This is a genomic window from Streptomyces sp. NPDC020965 (assembly GCF_044333555.1).
Lineage (GTDB): Bacteria > Actinomycetota > Actinomycetes > Streptomycetales > Streptomycetaceae > Streptomyces.
Genome location: NZ_JBIRRE010000002.1, coordinates 612,190 through 629,035 on the forward strand (window position 1 = coordinate 612,190; position 16,846 = coordinate 629,035).

Here is a 16,846-nt window from a genome sequence, read left to right on the forward strand (position 1 = left end):
ACCATCGAAGTGAAGCCTGGACAGAACCTGTCGAGTAGTCGCCATGGTGGCCCCGATGTAGGTAACGGTGGAAGTCTCAGGGGCTTCACGTTCTGGCTGCGTAGCGGCCCAACGCAAGAGCTTGGTCCACTCTGCGTCGCCTGTGTGGCCCCTGTCGGGGCCGCGCTGTCGCGTTGATTTCATCGCTAGGCGGGGCGCGTCAGCGCCCCATCGCTGGCTTGCTGGGCTTCGTGATGCGGCCCCGGAAGGGGCCGCAGGAAGCCGCTACCCGTTTCCTTCTGCGGCGGCCTGTCGGCCGCCCCTGCACGCTTCCCAGTAGCTACTTCGCCGTCGAGTCGTACCTGCTCTTTCGGCCCCTGCCGGGGCCGGATCGCTGCGTCCCGCCTGCCGCTGGGGCCGCGAAGCGGCCTCTCCGTCCTTCCCGGTTCAACGCAGACGTGTAGATGCGTCTGCGCGGAGGAGGGTGGATCCGCTGCTGCACATATAGATATAGAGGGCAGGATCATTTTCCCATGGAATGAGGCCGTAGAGGTAGGCGCGACGCGTCTACCGAGTAGGCGCTCGTCGCCTACCTCGGGTCAGGCAGCGCGGCGAATGCCGTGTTCTCGGCAGAACAGGGACCCTTGCCCTATGTCGTACATGTGTGAGGGGAGGACGAGGCACCGGGCGGTGGATGACGCGTGCAGCAGTCGGCGGACTTTGGCTTCGCGGACAGCGCGACTCACCCCTTGCTTCGTCTGTTCCGAGCCGTCCTTGCGGCGGAGGATGTTCGCGAGTTCACCTGGGCCTAGCTCGGCGTGGCCGATCTGGTTTGCCCTGCCCAGGGCGGCGAAGAAGGCTCGAAGAGGGAGTGGCCAATCGGGCACCGTGGCCATACGGCGGAATTCCGGACGGGAGATGGCGGCCCATTCCTTGAGCTGAATCCGTGGCTTGTGCTCGCTCATCAAGAGCGTGACTCCGTCTCTGTGTGGCGCACGCGGGTGCGCCAGTGATCCCCGCCAGGCGGCGGGACATGTGCCTCCTTTCGGTTGGCTTTCGGTGATGGGGATGCGCTGGTCAGGCCGAGACCGGGCACTCCCGATCGATCCAGCGGTCGACCTCTGACAGCCGGAAGCGCAGGCTGCCGCCGACCTTCCGTGACGGGATGCCGAGCATCCGGTGGTTGTTGTAGATCCAGGCGGGCTTCTTGCCCAGGTACTCGGCCAGCTCGTCAACGGTCATGAGGCGGTGGTGGTGCAAAGGCGGGCTCCTGACAGTCGGTAGGTGCGTCCTTCACATCCTGAGGCATCCACCCGATCGTGACAAGTCCAGCCGTGTCACATCCGGACTTGACTGGTGTGGCGGTGGTCCCTAGTGTTCGAGCCATGACGCAGACATCGCAGCCCCCGCAGGGCGGGGAGCACTTCGTGGAGACGGTGCAGTGCATCGGCGCTTGGAGGGTGGTCATGCTGTGGCCGCTCGGATCAGCCCAAGGCGGACCTCGGTCGATCACCATCGAGCCGGACGCGGAAGGTGGTCATCAGGAGATCGCTCGCGGTATCACCACGACGGTCCTCCGGAAGGTCGACATCGCGGCTGGAGCAGTGGAGGCGGCGAGCCTTGCGCCCTTTGCGCAGCTTGGCCGGCAGGCAGTGGAGGATCTTCAGCGCCAGAAGATCGAGCAGTTCCGTCAAGGGTTGACGACACTGCCGGAGGGGCTGTCCGACGAATACCTCGCGGTGATCTCGAACCTGTACGTCCACTTCGTCGACGCAGGGCAGCGCGCGCCGATCGCCGAACTGGAGGTGTGGACGGGAGGCAAGCAGGCCACGCTCAAGGGGCACCTGCGCGCCGCTCGTCAGCGGGGCTTTCTGACGAAGGTCGAAGGCAAGGCGGGCGGACAGCTGACTGAGAAGGCGACGGCAGTGCTGAGGAGGATCGAGCATGGCGCAGGTGCTGAAGAAGTGTGAATGCCGGAACAAGACTCGGTGTGCGCATCGGTGGACCGTCCGCTACCGGGAGCCGGGAGGGAGAAGCGCGCGGCAGCGCGAGCGCTCGTTCCCGACGAAGAAAGAAGCCGAGAGCTTCGGCGTCAAGGCGGAGAACGACAAGCGTCAGGGTGTCTACATCGACCCCCAGCTCGGTCAGATCTCGCTGCGGAAGTGGGCTGAGGAGTGGCTGGCACAGCACCAAGTGAACGAGTCCACGCGGCGCAACTATCAGGGCTTCCTCTCCAATCACCTGATCCCCGAGCTGGGCTCCCGTACCCTCGCTGGCCTCACCGTCGCCGACGTGAAGAAGCTTCGAGTCACCATGGTGGGCCGTGGGCTGACAGCCGCAACGGTCAACGACCGCATGAACATCCTGCGCAGCATGATGACGGCGGCCGTGAAGGAGCGCCGGATACCGGACAGCCCGTGTGAAGAAGTGCCGCCACTCAAGACGGCGGGGGCCGCGGTCGACCCGGACGAGATCCCGACGCTTGCCGAGGTGTACGCCATCGCGGCGGCCATGTCCGATCAGTACCGGCTCACCGTGTGGCTCCAGGCGGGTGCGGGGCTGCGCATCAGTGAGACCCTCGGCTTCTCAGCCGACTGTCAGCGTGACGGCTTCCTCCGGCTGCGGCGACAGATCAGCGCCAAGGCGAACCAGGGTGACTGCGTCACGCGCTTCGTCCCGCTGAAGCACCGTACGGCGGAGGCGTTCAGAGACGTGCCCACCCCGCTCTTCCTCGACCAAGAGATCGGGATGCACCTGAAGAAGTGGGGGACGGTCGAGCTCGACGGCCTGGAGGCGCTGTTCGCGCCGCGTGAGCGGGGCAAGGGCAAGATGCCCACGGCCTCGACGTACGGCTATCACTGGCGCAAGGCGTTGACGGCAGCCGGTGTGGTGAAGCCGGATGGGAAGCCGAAGTACACCCCGCACTCGCTGCGCCACTTCTTCGCCTCGACGGCCCTTGCGAACGGCGTGCCGATCCACGAGGTGAGTCGATGGCTCGGTCACCGCAACATCAAGACGACCGTCGACACGTACGGGCACCTTGTATCGGAGGCGTGGGACCGCTGCCGCGACGTGATGCAGGAGGCGCTGCGTCCCTCGGTTCCTCGTCAGACTTCGGACGCAGCGCTTGTGGCGTGACGTGCTGACCTACCGACATGGTGCTGACTTGGTGCTGACCCAGCACCCCTTCGGAGGGCTGAAGCCCTTGGGAATACTGGGGAGTGAGAGACTTCTTGAACGTTCTGCTTCAACGTCTGAGTGAAGCGTCACCGCGCGTCAGTGGTTTCACCGGCGCGTGGTGCAGAAGGGGCCGGCTCCTTGGGGAGTCGGCCCCTTCGTCGTCAACGCGCGCGATCCCTTCTCGGGGATCGGCAAGCTTGAGCCGCTGAAGTATCACCTGCCCGGGGCATGGTCGCGGCGGATCGACGACGAGCACCGGCTCGTCTACCTGGTCACGGACCAGGAGATCGTCATCCTCGCCGCCCGCTATCACTACTGATCGCGCGGTCCTCGTCGGGATTGCCTTCCCACGCTGATGCGGAATCGTGGTGTCAGCGCGCGACCCGAGCCCTCCGGCCGCGCCGGGTCGTCCGCCCGGAAGGTGGGCTTCCGGGCGGCCGGTCGGCGGACGGGGTGTCGTGCCCGCCGCCGTGGGGCGGTCCGGAAGCGCTACGAGTGGGTCGTAAAATCCCCAACTCCCCTTCGGTGATGGGCTTTCCGATGCGATGATGCCCTTTTGGCGGGGGCTGAGGAGACGCGGACCGGTGCCGTGTCTCCTGTCTTCCCCGTCTTCCCTATGGAGAAGAACGGGGCAGCGTGATGCCGTACACGGCCGAGATCAGTCGCACCAACCCGGGATGTTTCATCTTCCTCGTCGACCAATCGGCGTCGATGAGCGATCCCATGGGCAGCGGTGAGGCGCCGCCGCAGCGGGCCGAGGTCGTGTCCGACGCGATCAACCGCCTGCTGACCGAACTGTCCGTGAAGTGCGCCAAGGAAGAGGGAGTCCGCGACTACTTCCATGTCGCGGTGATCGGTTACGGGCACAACCATGTCGGGTCCGCCTTCCAGGGGGCGCTGGCAGGACGCGATCTCGTCCCGCTGAGCGAGGTCGCCAACAATCCGGCCAGGATCGAGACCCGCGCCAAGAAGGTCCCGGACGGTGCTGGCGGGCTGGTGGAGACGTCGGTGCAGTTCCCCGTGTGGATGGACTCGGTCACCAACGGCGGGACGCCCATGACACGGGCCCTCGGCTATGCGGATTCCCTGGTCGCCGCCTGGGTCGAGGCGCACCCCGGCGGCTTCCCGCCCATCGTCCTCAATCTCACCGACGGGGAGTCGACCGACGGTGACCCGACCAGTGCGGCCATCGCGCTGGCCTCGTACGCGACCGCGGACGGCGCCGTACTCCTCTTCAACCTCCATGTCTCCGGCAGCGACGGCTCCGCGGTGACCTTCCCGGACGGCGAGGACGGGCTGCCGGACACGTACTCCCGGCTGCTCTTCCAGATGTCCAGTGCGCTGCCGGATCACATGCGGTCCTACGCGGCCTCCCAGGGCCATGAGGTCAGCGAGTCGACCCGCGGTTTCGTCTACAACGCGGACATCACCTCGATCGTGGAGTTCCTGGACATCGGTACGCGCGCGACGGAACTGCGCTGACCATGGGGGACCTGCCACCGCTGCCGGAATCGTGGATGTTCCTCGTCCCCAAGGCCGGGAGCCGCGCGGATGAGTGCGAGGACGCCGGGGGCGTGTGGCTGGGGGAGCCGCGGACCGGGTCGGACGGGGTGGTGGTCACCTCGTTGTACGCGTCCGTGTCGGACGGTGCGTCGGAGAGCCTGCTCGCCCGGGCGTGGGCCCAGCGGCTGGTCACCGACGCCATCGAGTCCATGAGTCTGAGCGAGCTGTGGTGGCAGCACTCCCCGGAGTTCGTCAGGGACCTCATGGTGCGGGCCGCGGGCCACTGGGACCGCTATCTGGAGTGGTACCAGGCGGACCGGACCGCCCGGGGGCGTCCCATCGCCTGGTACGAGCGGCCGGGCCTGGAGAAGGGCGCGTTCGCCACCGTCCTGGGCGTGGAGATCCAGTCCGTCATGAGCGATGACGGAGCGGCCTGGCGGTGGCACGCCTTCGCCCTGGGGGACAGCTGTCTGTTCCAACTGAGGGACGGTGCCGTGTGCGGGGCGTTCCCGGTGGGCGATCTGGCGGAGTTCGGCATCACCCCGCAACTCCTCGGCAGCCGAAACCGGGACGTGGAGCTGGTGTCCGACCGGGTCTCCCTCACCGAGGGGGAACTCCTCCCGGGCGATGAACTGCTGCTGGTGAGCGATGCGCTGGCCGCGTGGCTGTTCGCCGCGTCCGATGACTCCGGAGCCCTCGCCGGCGAGGAGCTCGCGGCGGTCTCCGACGGCGGGTTGGAGTGCTTCACCGAGTGGGTCGACGGTCAGCGGGAGTGCGGCCGGATGCGCAATGACGATGTGACGCTCATCCGGATCCAGGTGCGAGCGGAGGTGTGATGGCGTTCTCCCACGGCGGACAGCACACGACGGGACAGGGACAGGGACAGGGACAGGGACCGGTCCCCGGACAGGGCACGGGCCAGGGCAAGGGACCGACACCGGGCTGGGCCCAGGGGCCCGGCACCGGTACGGGCTTCGGTACGGGTCCGGGTCCGGGCCCCGGCTCGGGCACCGGGGCGATCCGTAAATTCCCGACCGGCGCGAACTACGCGGAGGCGCTTCAGCACCCCGAGGTCTGCTTCCAGGACACCGCGCTCAAGCTGGGCACGGTCCAGCAGAGCCCGGTCCTGGGCCCCAAGGCGATCTCCGGCAACTTCGCCAGTGTCTTCTCCGTCACCGCGACCGACGGCCGGCGCTACGCCGTGAAGTGCTTCACCCGGGACACCTCCGCGCTCACCTCCCGCTACACGGCGATCAGCGCCACGCTGGGGGCGCTCGACCCGGACCGGCTCTCCCAGCGCTGGTCGGTGGGTTTCGACTTCCTCGACGAGGGAGTGCTGGTCGCCGGCGTCTGGTATCCCGTGCTCAAGATGGCCTGGGTGCAGGGCACGGATCTCATCAACTGGATCGTGCGGCACCGGCAGGACAGCGCCGCGGTGCTGGCGCTCGCCGAACGCTTCCATGAGCTCGTCACCGATCTGGACCGGTACGGGATCGCCCACGGCGACCTCCAGCACGGCAATATCCTGGTGGCCGACGACGGCACGCTGCGGCTGGTGGACTACGACGGCATGTACGTGGCGGCCCTCCACGGCGAGACGGCCACCGAGAACGGTCACCGGAACTACCAGTCCCCGTTCCGTACGGCCGCCGACTTCGGTCCGGCCATGGACCGGTTCTCGGCGTGGATCATCTATCTCTCGCTGCTGGCGGTGGCCACGGACTCGGCGCTCTGGGATCAGTTGCACGAGGACCACGGTGAGTACCTCATCGTCTCCGAGGCCGATTTCAAGGACCCGTCGTCGTCGCTCGCCTGGCCTCTTCTGCTCACCCACCACGACACGAGGCTGCGTACGGTGGCGGCCCGGGTGCACAGTCTCCTCGCCGAGCCGTGTGCGTCGATCCCGGAGCTGACCACCGACACCGATCCCGCGGCCGGCCGGGGCCAGAGCAAGGGCAGAGGCAAGGGGCAGGGGCCGGTTCCCCCCTCCGCCGCGCCGGGTGCGCCGGGGGCCGGGGTGCCGCCCTGGATGGCCGGCCGGATCCCGCCGGCCCACCCGGCCGCCGCGTCACCGGGAGGCGCGTTCTCCGGGCGGCGGCCGACCGATCTCGCATCGGCCGTGCTGGCGCTGCTGGGCACCGTGCTGCCGGGCACGCTGACGCTGGTCTCCGCGTTGCCGGCGGCGTACGCGCCCACGCAGGCCATCGCGCTGGCGGCGGGGGCGACGGCCGTGACGGCGGGCCGCCGGCTCCGGCCCGAGCACCGGGCCGCCCGGCAGCGGGTGCGGGAGCTCTCCCACCAAGCTGATCTGCTCAAGGACTCGCGGAAGGCGCTCCTCCATATCGAGCTTGAGCTCCGCCGGCTCGATGACACCAGCGCGCGGGACGACACGGCGACGGCCAACGCGCTCCAGGCGTTGCAGACCGAACTGCGGGACGAGCAGTCCCGCGTCACCCTGGACACGAACCGGCGCACCGCCAGACTGCGACAGGAGTTACGGGAACTGCCGGCGACCGAGAGGCAGGAGCTGGCCCAGGCGCTGGAACCCGCGGTCACCGCGTACGTACAGGAGAAGTTGCGCGGTACGCCGATCCGCACCGTGCGGTCGCTCCCCACTATGGGGACGAAGACCGTACTGGCCCTGCTGAACGCGGGAATCCGTACCGCCGCCGACTTCACCGGCGTCACCTACGAGAACAGTAGTAACTCCTATGGTTCCCGGGCGGCGTACCTCTCCCTCCCCAGCGGACGCCGCGTACGGGTCCACGGAGTCGGCGAAGCGCGGGCGGCCACGCTGCACGACTGGCGCGCCTCGTTGGAACAGCAGGCCCGGTCCACCGCGCCGACCGAGCTACCCGCCGATGTCGAGCGGCAGATCCGGGCTTCCGTCATCGCTCGCGGCACCCGGCTCCAGGCCGATGTGCGACGGACCGAGAGCGAGGCGAAGCGGAGCAAGGACCAGCTCCAGCAGCGGATCACGGCCGCACGGCAGCGGATGACCAGCGAGCAGCAACAGCGGCGGGTGGAGACACAGCGCCAGCGCTCCGTACTGCTCCAGAGCCAGAAGCAGTTGGAGGGCATCAATACTCAGCGCGAGCAACTGCACGACCAGCTCTCGACGACCCGCACCGAAATGCGGGAGAGCCTCGGCAACCGCAGCTATATGCGGTTCCTCCTGACCGGGAGGTGACCGCACCGCCATCGCCAGGGTCTCCCGCCGAGCGGCCGCGGAGGTCCGTGCCCGAGCGGCCGCGGAGGTCCGTGCCCGAGCGGCCACGGGGTGCCGTGCCCGAGCCGCGACGGGGGTCTCCGGCCCGCGGTCGCGGCTCGGGTGCCGGGTGGGGGCTACCCGGGCGCCAGGCCCGTCTTCAGGCCCGCGCCGCAGAGCGGGACCACGGCCGTGCCCTCCCGGCGGTCGCCGACCGCCGCCCAGCACGCCACTCCGGTGGACTCCACGAACAGGCCCCGGGCGGCGAGATCGAGCTGCGCCGCCCGGATCTGGTCCTCCGTCACCGTCAGGAAGGTGCCGCCCGACTCCCGTACGGCGCGCAGGATCTGGCGGGCCCGGGGCGGCCGGGGGATGGCGATGCCCTCGGCGAGGGTCGGTCCGCTCGGGGGCCCGGGGTCGAGGAGGTCGTCCGCGCCCGCGTGGAAGGCCGCGGCCAGCGGGGAGGCCGCCTCGGCCTGGACCGCGACCAGGGCGGGGCGGCGGTCGATCAGCCCGTGCCCGTACAACTCCCGTACGGCCAGGTCCGCGCCGAGGAGCAGGGTTCCATTGCCGACGGGGACGACGATCGTGTCGGGCAGGGTGCCGCCGAGGTCCTCCCACAGTTCGTAGACGTAGGTCTTCGTGCCGTGCAGGAAGTACGGGTTGTAGACATGGCTGGCGTAGAAGGTGCCCGGGGCGTCGGCCGCGGTGCGCGCGGCCCGCGCGGTGGCCTCGCGGTCGCCGGGGACGCGTTCGAGGTGCGCGCCGTGTGCCCGGATCTGTTCCGCCTTCTTGGGGGACGTGCCCTCGGGGACGTACACCGTGCACGTAAGCCCCGCGCGGGCGCAGTACGCGGCGACCGCGGTGCCCGCGTTGCCGCTGCTGTCGGCGATCACACGCCGGGGATTCAGCCCGCGCGCCAGCTCCGCCAGCAGCACCGCGCCGCGGTCCTTGAAGGAGAGCGTCGGCATCAGGAAGTCGAGCTTGGCGGAGATGTGCGGAGTGAGGGGTACGAGGGGGGTGCGGCCCTCGCCCAGTGATGCGACGGGGTCGGTGAGCGGCAGCGCCTCCGCATAGCGCCAGAGCGAGTTGACCCGGGTGGGCAGCCCGGCGAGCGGGACCGGGCCGGCCGTGAAGTCCAGGTCCCAGGGGCCGTGGCAGCGGGGGCAGCGCCAACCGGCCTCGGCGGCTTCGTCGGCTTCGGCGACGGGGGTGCTGATTCGGCAGGAGGGGCAGGAGTACGAGGTCATGAGTCGTCAGCATGTCAGCCGTGTGGCATCCGTGGCACCTGTGTTACGGCCCTGCCGCGGGCCTTGTGGCGCACGGGCGGATCCAGCAGTCTTCCCCCTGGGAGCCGGACATGAACATGGCAGGTTCGGTGGCCCTGGATTGTCATGCACCTGGTAGATCGCGACGGGTGCGTGGCCCAACGAGGAGGACCCCTCAGATGTCAGTGATGCGTATCCCGCGTCGAAGACTCACCACCATCGGCGCGACGGCCGCGGCCGCGCTCGCCCTCGGTACGGTCTCCGGCACCGCGACCGCCACCGCCGCCGATCGGGCGCCGGAAGGCGTCGTCCAGAACCTCGGCGCGCCCGGCACCATCAAGGACAGCTACATCGTCACCCTGCGCGAGACCGCGGCCGACGCCGGCTCCGCGGCCGGCAAGGCGCTGGCGGCCGAGTACGGAGCGAAGATCGACAGGACGTACGAGGCGGCGCTCAACGGCTACTCCGTCCGGCTCTCCGAGGCGGGGGCCAAGCGGTTCGCCGCGGATCCGGCCGTCGCTTCCGTTGTGCAGAATCGTGTCTTCACCGCGAGCGCCACCCAGCTGAACCCGCCCTCCTGGGGGCTGGACCGGATCGACCAGCGGTCCCTCCCGCTCGACGGCAAGTACACCTACCCGGACAGCGCGGGCGCCGGGGTGACCGCGTATGTCATCGACACCGGCGTACGGATCACCCACGGCGACTTCGGCGGCCGGGCCTCGGACGGCTACGACGCCATCGACAACGACAACACCGCGCAGGACGGCCACGGCCACGGCACCCATGTCGCCGGGACCGTCGCCGGCACCCTGCACGGCGTGGCCAAGAAGGCCAAGATCGTCGGGGTCCGGGTGCTGAACAACGCGGGCTCGGGCACCACCGCCCAGGTCGTCGCGGGCATCGACTGGGTGACGCGGAACGCCGTCAAGCCCGCCGTCGCCAACCTGAGTCTCGGCGGCGGACCCGACGCCGCCCTCGACACCGCCGTACGGAACTCGATCGCCTCCGGCATCACCTACGCCATCGCGGCCGGCAACTCCAACGCCGACGCGGCCAACTACTCGCCCGCGCGGGTGGGCGAGGCCATCACCGTCGGCTCGACCACCATCACCGACGCGCGCTCGACCTTCTCCAACTACGGGCCCGTGGTCGACATCTTCGCCCCCGGCTCGTCCATCACCTCGGCCTGGAACACGAACGACACGGCGACCAGCACGATCTCCGGCACCTCCATGGCGGCGCCGCACGTCGCGGGCGCGGCGGCACTCCATCTCGGGGACAATCCGGCCGCGACCCCGGCGCAGGTCGCCACCGCGCTGACGACGGCCGCCACCCCCGGGGTGGTGGGCTCCCCGGGGCCCGGCTCGCCGAACCGGCTGCTCTACGTGGGCACCGGCACCACCCCGCCCCCGGGCCCGCGGTTCGACAACCTCACCGACTACGCGATCGGTGACAACACCACCGTCGAGTCGCCGATCACGGTGACCGGCGTCCCCGGGAACGCGCCCGCCACGCTGGCCGTGCCGGTCGACATCAAGCACACGTACATCGGTGATCTGCGCATCGACCTCGTCGCGCCGGACGGGACCGTCTACAACCTCAAGGCGTACGGATCGGGCGGCAGCGCGGACAACGTGAACACCACCTACTGGGTGAACGCTTCGTCCGAGCTCGCGAACGGTGTCTGGAAGCTCAGGGTGAGCGACAACGCCGCGCAGGACATCGGCACGGTCGACTCCTGGGCGCTTCAGTTCTGAGCGCTCGGCCGGCCGGGCTGAGCGCCCGGTGAGCTGATGAGTCCTGGTGCCGAAGAACCCGGTCAACGGGCTCGGTCAGCGGGCTCGGTCAGCGGGCTCGGTCAACGGGCTCAGCAGGAAGGCCCGGTCAACGGGTCTGGTCAGCCGGGTCTGGTGGGGCGGGTCTGGTGGGGCGGGTCTGGTGGGGCGGTCGCCGCTGCGACCGCCCCACTCTGCTGGCCCGGCATATCGGAGTGGACAGTCTGTTTATACGATTTCCGCCTGTCCCACTCCGAGCACCGACGAGGAGCCCTGCACCCGTGGACCCAACACAGCCGGGCGGGCCGCGGCCCGATCCACCGGGTGACCCCGATCCCGGGGCGCAACCCTCCGCCACGGGTGGACCGTCTGCCCCGCCCGAGGGGCCCCGGGAGCCTTATCCCCTGGGCGCCGCGCCACAGCCCCCGTACCCGCAGGCACATCCGTACTCACCGCACGCGCAGCCACAGCCGCATGCGCCACATGCACATGCGCCACATGCGCAGCCGCAGCCGCATCCGGCGTACCAGCCGTATCAGCAGTACCCCGGGTATCCCATGCCACCCGCCACCCCGCCCTTCAATGGGTTCTCCGTGGCCTCCTTGGTGACCGGCATCGTCTGCTGTCTGCCCCCGCTCGGCCTGGTCTTCGGTCTGGTCGCGCTCGCGCAGATCAAGCGGAAGGGGCAGCGCGGCCGTGGTATGGCGCTCGCGGGCACGATCCTCTCCTCGATCAGTACCGTGCTGGCGATCCTCCTGCTCGCCACCGGCATGGTGAGTGCGGCGTGGGACGGCTTCCAGGAGGGCATGGACGAGACGGCGCGGTCCCGCAGCACCATGGATCTCGCCAAGGGCGACTGCCTCAACCTCCCCGGTGACGGCGCTCCGGATGACGAGAAGACCGCCTCGGTCGAGGTGGTGGACTGTGCGTCCGGTCATGAGGCGGAGATCTCCGGCGGATTCCCGATCACCGGGTTCACCACCTATCCGGGCGCCAAGCCCATCGGGAGGCTCGCCGAGGAACGCTGCCGACGGGTCAACGACGCTTACGCGATGGATGCCTGGAAAATCCCCTGGGATATGGGCGTTTACTTCTACATGCCCACAGAGGAGAGCTGGCGGCTCGGCGACCGGGACATCACCTGCGGGTTCGCCACCATCGGGGGCGACAAGGTCAAAGGCTCCCTCCGCAGCGACGCCACCAATCTGAACCCACCCCAGCTCGCCTATCTCAAGGCCGAAACCGCGATCGCCGCGGTCATGGACTCGGGGCCGGAGGCGGAGTTCACCGAGGACCCGGTGGGGAACCGGGACTGGGCCCGGCGGGCCTCCGCCGCCCTCGCGGCCCAGGCGGACGCGCTGCGCGCGGGGGACTGGCCGAAGGGCGCGGCGGGGCCGGTGGCCGAGCGCGCCGCGGAGTTCGACCGGGCGCGCGCCCACTGGCTGAGGGCGGCCAAGGCGTGGCAGGAGGACGTCTTCCAGGGGCACACCGCCAAGGGCGAGAAGACGCTCGAACGGGAGACGGAGACCTCGGTCCGCCGTCAGCTCGGTCTGGACCTCACGGCGCAGCCGGAGGATACGAGCGCGGTCTGAGCCGCCTCCCATGACCGTCCGCCCGCCGCCCACGACCCGCCGCCCGCCGTCCGGCTGCTCCCTCCCGTAGGAGACCGCTCTCTCCCGTACGGGGCCGGACCGGGCCCCGTCCGTACGGACCAGCCCCTACGGACCTCCCGCACGCAACGGAAGAGGCCGGTGCCTCGGGGCCACCGACAGCCCACGAAGCACCGGCCTCGTCCCGATTCGCGGTCCGGCCCCCCGGCCGGGCCGCGCCCGTTCATGCGCCCCGGGGCGCGTCCTCGGACCCCCGTCCACCCACCGGGCGGACGGGGCCTCCTCCGAAGACGCTTCCTAGCGGCGGGTCAGCCCACGGTCGACGGCCGACATCAGCTCACCGTCCGCGGTGTCCGCGTCGAGCGACCAGAACATGGCGCCGCCGAGACCCTTGTCACGGATGTACGAGGTCTTGGCGCGCAGCACCTTCGGGTCGTCGTACGTCCACAGGGTGTTGCCGTCGAACAGCCATGCCTGGCCGTGCTTGCGGTGCACCTTGTAGGTGCCCGAAGCGGCGAGCTTCTTGAGGGCCTTGTAGTCCTCGTAGCCGGCCGCGTAGGTCGCCGGAGCGGGCCTGTCCGCGGGCTGGCCCATGCCGTCGCCGCCACCGGTCACGCCCGTCCAGCCCTGACCGTAGAACGGCATTCCCATGACCAGCTTGTGGGCCGGGGCGCCACGCTTCAGCCAGTCGTTCACGGTCTGGTCGACGCTGAAGTCGTTCTTCGCGTAGAGCGCCGACTGCTGGGCGGTGGTCTTCTCACCCGAGACGTGGAAGTCGTAGCCCTGGAGGTTGACGAAGTCGAAGTCCTTCATGATCTTGCGGACCTCGAAGCCCGCGTCGATCTTGGCCGGGGCCGTCGGGACATACGCGCTCAGGTCGTAGTGCTTCCGCTTGCCCTGCGTCTTCGCGTACGCGTCGAGCTGGGTCCGGAACTCCCGGATCAGCGCGGTGAAGTTCTTCTTGTCCTCCGGCCGGAAGACGGTGTCGTCCTCGCCCGCCGAGCCCGGCCACTCCCAGTCGACGTCGATGCCGTCGAACAGGCCGGCCGCCGCGCCCTGACCGCCGCGGGCGCCGTCCACGGGCAGATTGCCCTTGATGTAGAGGTCCACACAGGAGGTGACGAGGGCCTTGCGCTTCGCCGGGGTGAGAACCGCGTCGGAGAAGTGGGTGGACCAGCTCCAGCCGCCCAGGGAGATCATCACCTTGAGGCCGGGGTGCTTCGCCTTCAGCTCACGCAGCTCGTTGAAGCTGCCCGCGAGCTTCTGGTCGGGGCTGTCCGCCACGCCGTCGACCGAGTCGGCCGCGCTCACCGGGCGTACGTAGTCGGCCCAGGCGTCGCTCTCGCCGGCCGGCCCGTCGATGAAGCACTTGCCCGCGGGGTTGACGTTGCCGAAGGCGTAGTTGATGTGGCTCAGCTTGGCGGCCTGGCCGCTGGTGTCCATGTCCTTGACCTGGAAGTCACGGCCATAGATGCCCCACTGGGTGAAGTAACCGATGCGCTTGTACGAACGCTGGTGGTCGCGATCGTCATCGTCATCGTCATGGGCCGAGACGGCCGCCTTCGGTGCGACCCGGGCGGCTGAATCTGCTGTTGCGGCGGGGGCCAGAGTGGCGAGAAGGGCGAGCGAGCCGGCCGCAACTGTCGTACGGACAAGGGTTCTTCGACGCATCGGACTCATTCCTGTGCGTGCTCGGGCATGTGCGGATGCCGGAGCATTTCCATGAAGGGGGCGTCGTGCAGTCAGGAACGTATTGGTCTGGACCATTAACGTCAATGGTTTGGGGCGGAATGAATTCGCGGGGATCCGGGTGAGCGGTGTCGGTGGGTCGGAGGTGCTCCCGGTAAGCGCCGCTTGACCCCAACTCATCACTTCGGGTGAAACCATGGCCCATGGTTGCGGTCAACAACCCAGGGTTGTCACTCTGTTGCTGTCTGTCAATGTGATGGGAGTGGTCAGTGGCATTTGGTGAGCAGCCGGCTTATCTGCGCGTGGCGAGCGATCTCCGCCAGAAAATCGTCAATGGCTCGCTGCCACCGCACACCCGCCTTCCCTCGCAGGCCCGTATTCGCGAGGAGTACGGGGTCTCCGACACGGTCGCGCTGGAAGCGCGCAAGGTCCTGATGGCGGAGGGGCTGGTTGAGGGCCGCTCCGGGTCCGGCACCTATGTCCGTGAGCACCCGGTTCCGCGCCGCATCTCCCGCTCGGGCTACCGCCCCTCGTCCGGGGCGAACCCCTTCCGTCAGGAGCAGGCCGCCGACGGTGCCCGGGGTGCCTGGGAGTCCCGGAGCGAGCGGGAGCAGGCGGGCCCGGAGATCGCGTCGCGGCTCGAGGTCGAGATCGGCTCGGCGGTGATGCGCACGCGCTACGTCTTCCGGGACGGCGGCGAGGTGATGATGCTCTCCACCTCCTGGGAGCCCCTCGCCGTCACCGGGCGCACCCCCGTGATGCTGCCGGAGGAGGGGCCGCTGGGTGGCTGTGGTGTCGTCGAGCGGATGGCGGCCATCGACGTGGTCGTGGACAACGTCTCGGAGGAGGTCGGCGCCCGCCCGGGGCTCGCGGAGGAGCTGCTGGCGCTCGGAGGCGTGCCGGGGCATGTGGTGATGGTCGTGGCGCGCACTTACTACGCCTCAGGGCTGCCGGTCGAGACGGCGGACCTCGTCATCCCGGCGGACCGGTACCGGATCGCCTATCACCTGCCCGTGAAGTGAACCCCGGGGCGCGCGCTCCGGGGCGTCCCCTGTTTGCTGCCTCTTTGTGTAAACCCGCATCCGCTGAGTGAAGGTCAGGCGTAGGCTCCGGCATATGCGCAATGCGGTTTCCTTGAGATCGTGGGACAACTACGGACCGACTGTGGGAGGGGCGCGATGAACGACAGCAGTCCTGTACTCCCCTGGCTTGTCATACGCGACGACGACAACGGCAATCGCTACCGTGTCGGTCGATACGCCACCGAGGACGAGGCACGACAGATAATCGACACCCTCGATGTCGCGGGCCATAAGCGCGTCTACTGCCTGGAACGCGTCGGGCAGACGACCCCCTGACACTTCTCCGGTGGGCTGACCCCGCCCCCTTCTGGAGGTCGGAGGCGCGTGGCCGCCCCCAGCCCCCGGATGGGGCGGGGCCGTCCCGCCGACCCGGCGCAGTACGCTCCGGCGCATGAAGGATCGCGTAGTGGTGGCCGGGGCCGTGTACGACCGGGGGCGGCTGCTCGCCGCTCGCCGCAGCGCCCCCGTAGAACTGGCCGGACGGTGGGAACTGCCCGGCGGCAAGCTGGAACCGGGGGAGAGCCCCGAGCACGCCCTCGTCCGCGAGCTGCGTGAAGAGCTGGGCGTCGAGGCGGAGCCGATGGCGCGCATTCCCGGCGAATGGCCGCTGAAGCCCGGCTATGTCCTCCAGGTCTGGACGGCTCGACTGCTCTCCGGAGAGCCCCGCCCACTGGAGGACCACGACGAGCTGCGTTGGCTGGCCCCCGACGAGACCGACACCGTGGACTGGCTCGACCAGGATCGACCGGCCGTGGCCGAGGCCGCTCGCCTTCTGCGCGAAGGCCACTGAGCCGGGAAGGCCCCGGGGTCGGCGAGGGCCGCGGCTCGGTGGTTGGCGAGGGAGGCCGGCGGGGGCGGCCCCTCCGGTGGCGAGGCGCGGCGGGCGGTGGCCCCAGCCGCCGCGGTGGCGGATGGCGGAGAGGGGCGGCTCCCGGGCGGCGGCAGGCGGGGAAGGCGCCGTGTGCGGGCCGTCGCGTAGGCCGTTCGCGTCAACGGCACTCCGCTAACCGGGCCGACCGAGGTACCAGACGGTCAATATCGGGTATGTGCTGATTAACCCTCCGAAAAGGTGCGTGGGTCTGCTGCTGGTTCGGGAAGTGAGCGGCGTGATCGACATCGACGGCGCACGCGCCGAATGGACCTTCCCCGCCGAGCCCGGTGCCGTGCGCACCGCCCGGCATGCCGTCCGGGGCGCTCTGCGCGCCTGGGGGCTGGACCCGGCGATCGGCGATGTCACCGTGCTGCTGGTCAGCGAGCTGGTGACCAACTCCCTGCGGTATGCGTCCGGGCCCATCGGTGTCCGGCTGATCCGTCCGGAACCCGGTGAGGATCCCCCCTTTCTGCTGGTGGAAGTCTCCGATCCGCTGCCTGATCCGCCCACCGAACGGACCGCTGCTCCCGATGACGAGGGCGGTCGCGGCCTCCAACTGGTCGCCGACTCCGCCCGCCGCTGGGGAACCCGGCGTGGCAGGACGGGCAAGACCGTGTGGTTCGAGTTGGCTCTGACTGGTTAAAAGTGTGAAGGGACAACGATCACTGCCGTGTCGGCGCA

15 protein-coding genes and 1 pseudogene are annotated in these 16,846 nt (G+C 69.5%); 12 read left to right on the top strand and 4 right to left on the bottom strand.

The window, feature by feature from the left end; genetic code table 11:
• Window positions 1–578: 578 nt before the first annotated feature.
• Window positions 579–944 carry a hypothetical protein gene (locus ACH4S7_RS09660; RefSeq protein ID WP_398520546.1) on the bottom strand — a complete coding sequence of 122 codons (366 nt, stop codon included), beginning with the start codon at window positions 942–944 and terminating at the stop codon, window positions 579–581.
• 112 nt (window positions 945–1,056) lie between these two features.
• Entirely contained in the window at window positions 1,057–1,221 is a 165-nt protein-coding gene (locus tag ACH4S7_RS09665) for a helix-turn-helix domain-containing protein (RefSeq protein WP_079146323.1), read from the bottom strand.
• Window positions 1,222–1,364: 143 nt separating this feature from the next.
• Between ACH4S7_RS09665 and ACH4S7_RS09670 the strand changes: the two genes are divergently transcribed.
• The 6 genes and pseudogenes from ACH4S7_RS09670 to ACH4S7_RS09695 all read left to right on the top strand — a co-directional run bounded on the left by ACH4S7_RS09670 (window position 1,365) and on the right by ACH4S7_RS09695 (window position 7,852).
• Complete coding sequence (locus tag ACH4S7_RS09670; protein ID WP_398520547.1) at window positions 1,365–1,949, top strand: hypothetical protein; 585 nt, start codon at window positions 1,365–1,367, stop codon at window positions 1,947–1,949.
• Entirely contained in the window at window positions 1,924–3,117 is a 1,194-nt protein-coding gene (locus tag ACH4S7_RS09675) for a tyrosine-type recombinase/integrase (RefSeq protein ID WP_398520548.1), read from the top strand. Before ACH4S7_RS09670 ends, ACH4S7_RS09675 begins: the two co-directional genes overlap by 26 nt.
• 211 nt (window positions 3,118–3,328) lie before the next feature.
• A pseudogene (locus tag ACH4S7_RS09680) lies at window positions 3,329–3,478 on the top strand (Txe/YoeB family addiction module toxin); the annotation flags it as partial.
• A gap of 320 nt (window positions 3,479–3,798) precedes the next feature.
• A complete protein-coding gene (locus ACH4S7_RS09685; RefSeq protein ID WP_398520549.1) occupies window positions 3,799–4,641 on the top strand; it encodes a vWA domain-containing protein in 843 nt (280 codons plus the stop codon).
• 2 nt (window positions 4,642–4,643) lie between these two features.
• The gene (locus tag ACH4S7_RS09690; RefSeq protein ID WP_398520550.1) at window positions 4,644–5,498 is read left to right on the top strand and encodes a hypothetical protein; all 855 of its coding nucleotides are present in this window, start codon (window positions 4,644–4,646) and stop codon (window positions 5,496–5,498) included.
• Window positions 5,498–7,852, top strand: coding sequence for a hypothetical protein (locus ACH4S7_RS09695; protein ID WP_398520551.1), 2,355 nt, complete (start codon window positions 5,498–5,500; stop codon window positions 7,850–7,852). Before ACH4S7_RS09690 ends, ACH4S7_RS09695 begins: the two co-directional genes overlap by 1 nt.
• Before the next feature lie 155 nt (window positions 7,853–8,007).
• Here the strand turns inward: ACH4S7_RS09695 and ACH4S7_RS09700 are convergent, their stop codons facing one another.
• The gene (locus ACH4S7_RS09700) at window positions 8,008–9,120 is read right to left on the bottom strand and encodes a threonine synthase (protein WP_398520552.1); all 1,113 of its coding nucleotides are present in this window, start codon (window positions 9,118–9,120) and stop codon (window positions 8,008–8,010) included.
• A 197-nt stretch (window positions 9,121–9,317) separates the two neighbouring features.
• On the opposite strand from ACH4S7_RS09700, the gene ACH4S7_RS09705 reads away from it, so the two are divergent.
• On the top strand, window positions 9,318–10,895 hold the full coding sequence (locus ACH4S7_RS09705; protein WP_398520553.1) for a S8 family peptidase: 1,578 nt from the start codon (window positions 9,318–9,320) through the stop codon (window positions 10,893–10,895).
• Between the two features lie 575 nt (window positions 10,896–11,470).
• Window positions 11,471–12,505: a DUF4190 domain-containing protein gene (locus tag ACH4S7_RS09710; protein ID WP_398520554.1), complete on the top strand. Its 1,035-nt coding sequence runs from the start codon at window positions 11,471–11,473 to the stop codon at window positions 12,503–12,505.
• A 315-nt stretch (window positions 12,506–12,820) separates the two neighbouring features.
• Here the strand turns inward: ACH4S7_RS09710 and ACH4S7_RS09715 are convergent, their stop codons facing one another.
• Window positions 12,821–14,194 carry a glycoside hydrolase family 18 protein gene (locus ACH4S7_RS09715; RefSeq protein WP_398520555.1) on the bottom strand — a complete coding sequence of 458 codons (1,374 nt, stop codon included), beginning with the start codon at window positions 14,192–14,194 and terminating at the stop codon, window positions 12,821–12,823.
• Between the two features lie 287 nt (window positions 14,195–14,481).
• Here ACH4S7_RS09715 and ACH4S7_RS09720 point away from each other — a divergent pair, with 287 nt between their 5' ends.
• The 4 genes from ACH4S7_RS09720 to ACH4S7_RS09735 all read left to right on the top strand — a co-directional run bounded on the left by ACH4S7_RS09720 (window position 14,482) and on the right by ACH4S7_RS09735 (window position 16,808).
• Window positions 14,482–15,234, top strand: a complete 753-nt coding sequence (locus ACH4S7_RS09720) for a GntR family transcriptional regulator (RefSeq protein WP_398520556.1) — start codon at window positions 14,482–14,484, stop codon at window positions 15,232–15,234.
• Window positions 15,235–15,390: 156 nt separating this feature from the next.
• Window positions 15,391–15,570, top strand: coding sequence for an SPOR domain-containing protein (locus ACH4S7_RS09725; RefSeq protein WP_398520557.1), 180 nt, complete (start codon window positions 15,391–15,393; stop codon window positions 15,568–15,570).
• 115 nt (window positions 15,571–15,685) lie between these two features.
• A complete protein-coding gene (locus ACH4S7_RS09730) occupies window positions 15,686–16,084 on the top strand; it encodes a (deoxy)nucleoside triphosphate pyrophosphohydrolase (protein WP_398520558.1) in 399 nt (132 codons plus the stop codon).
• 307 nt (window positions 16,085–16,391) lie between these two features.
• Window positions 16,392–16,808, top strand: a complete 417-nt coding sequence (locus ACH4S7_RS09735) for an ATP-binding protein (protein WP_398520727.1) — start codon at window positions 16,392–16,394, stop codon at window positions 16,806–16,808.
• The last annotated feature ends 38 nt before the right edge of the window (window positions 16,809–16,846 follow it).

Coding starts and splice junctions, on each gene's coding strand:
- ACH4S7_RS09660 (WP_398520546.1), bottom strand. CDS start 944: ATGAGCGAGCACAAGCCACGGATTCAGCTCAAGGAATGGGCCGCCATC.
- ACH4S7_RS09665 (WP_079146323.1), bottom strand. CDS start 1,221: ATGACCGTTGACGAGCTGGCCGAGTACCTGGGCAAGAAGCCCGCCTGG.
- ACH4S7_RS09670 (WP_398520547.1), top strand. CDS start 1,365: ATGACGCAGACATCGCAGCCCCCGCAGGGCGGGGAGCACTTCGTGGAG.
- ACH4S7_RS09675 (WP_398520548.1), top strand. CDS start 1,924: ATGGCGCAGGTGCTGAAGAAGTGTGAATGCCGGAACAAGACTCGGTGT.
- ACH4S7_RS09685 (WP_398520549.1), top strand. CDS start 3,799: ATGCCGTACACGGCCGAGATCAGTCGCACCAACCCGGGATGTTTCATC.
- ACH4S7_RS09690 (WP_398520550.1), top strand. CDS start 4,644: ATGGGGGACCTGCCACCGCTGCCGGAATCGTGGATGTTCCTCGTCCCC.
- ACH4S7_RS09695 (WP_398520551.1), top strand. CDS start 5,498: ATGGCGTTCTCCCACGGCGGACAGCACACGACGGGACAGGGACAGGGA.
- ACH4S7_RS09700 (WP_398520552.1), bottom strand. CDS start 9,120: ATGACCTCGTACTCCTGCCCCTCCTGCCGAATCAGCACCCCCGTCGCC.
- ACH4S7_RS09705 (WP_398520553.1), top strand. CDS start 9,318: ATGTCAGTGATGCGTATCCCGCGTCGAAGACTCACCACCATCGGCGCG.
- ACH4S7_RS09710 (WP_398520554.1), top strand. CDS start 11,471: ATGCCACCCGCCACCCCGCCCTTCAATGGGTTCTCCGTGGCCTCCTTG.
- ACH4S7_RS09715 (WP_398520555.1), bottom strand. CDS start 14,194: ATGCGTCGAAGAACCCTTGTCCGTACGACAGTTGCGGCCGGCTCGCTC.
- ACH4S7_RS09725 (WP_398520557.1), top strand. CDS start 15,391: ATGAACGACAGCAGTCCTGTACTCCCCTGGCTTGTCATACGCGACGAC.
- ACH4S7_RS09730 (WP_398520558.1), top strand. CDS start 15,686: ATGAAGGATCGCGTAGTGGTGGCCGGGGCCGTGTACGACCGGGGGCGG.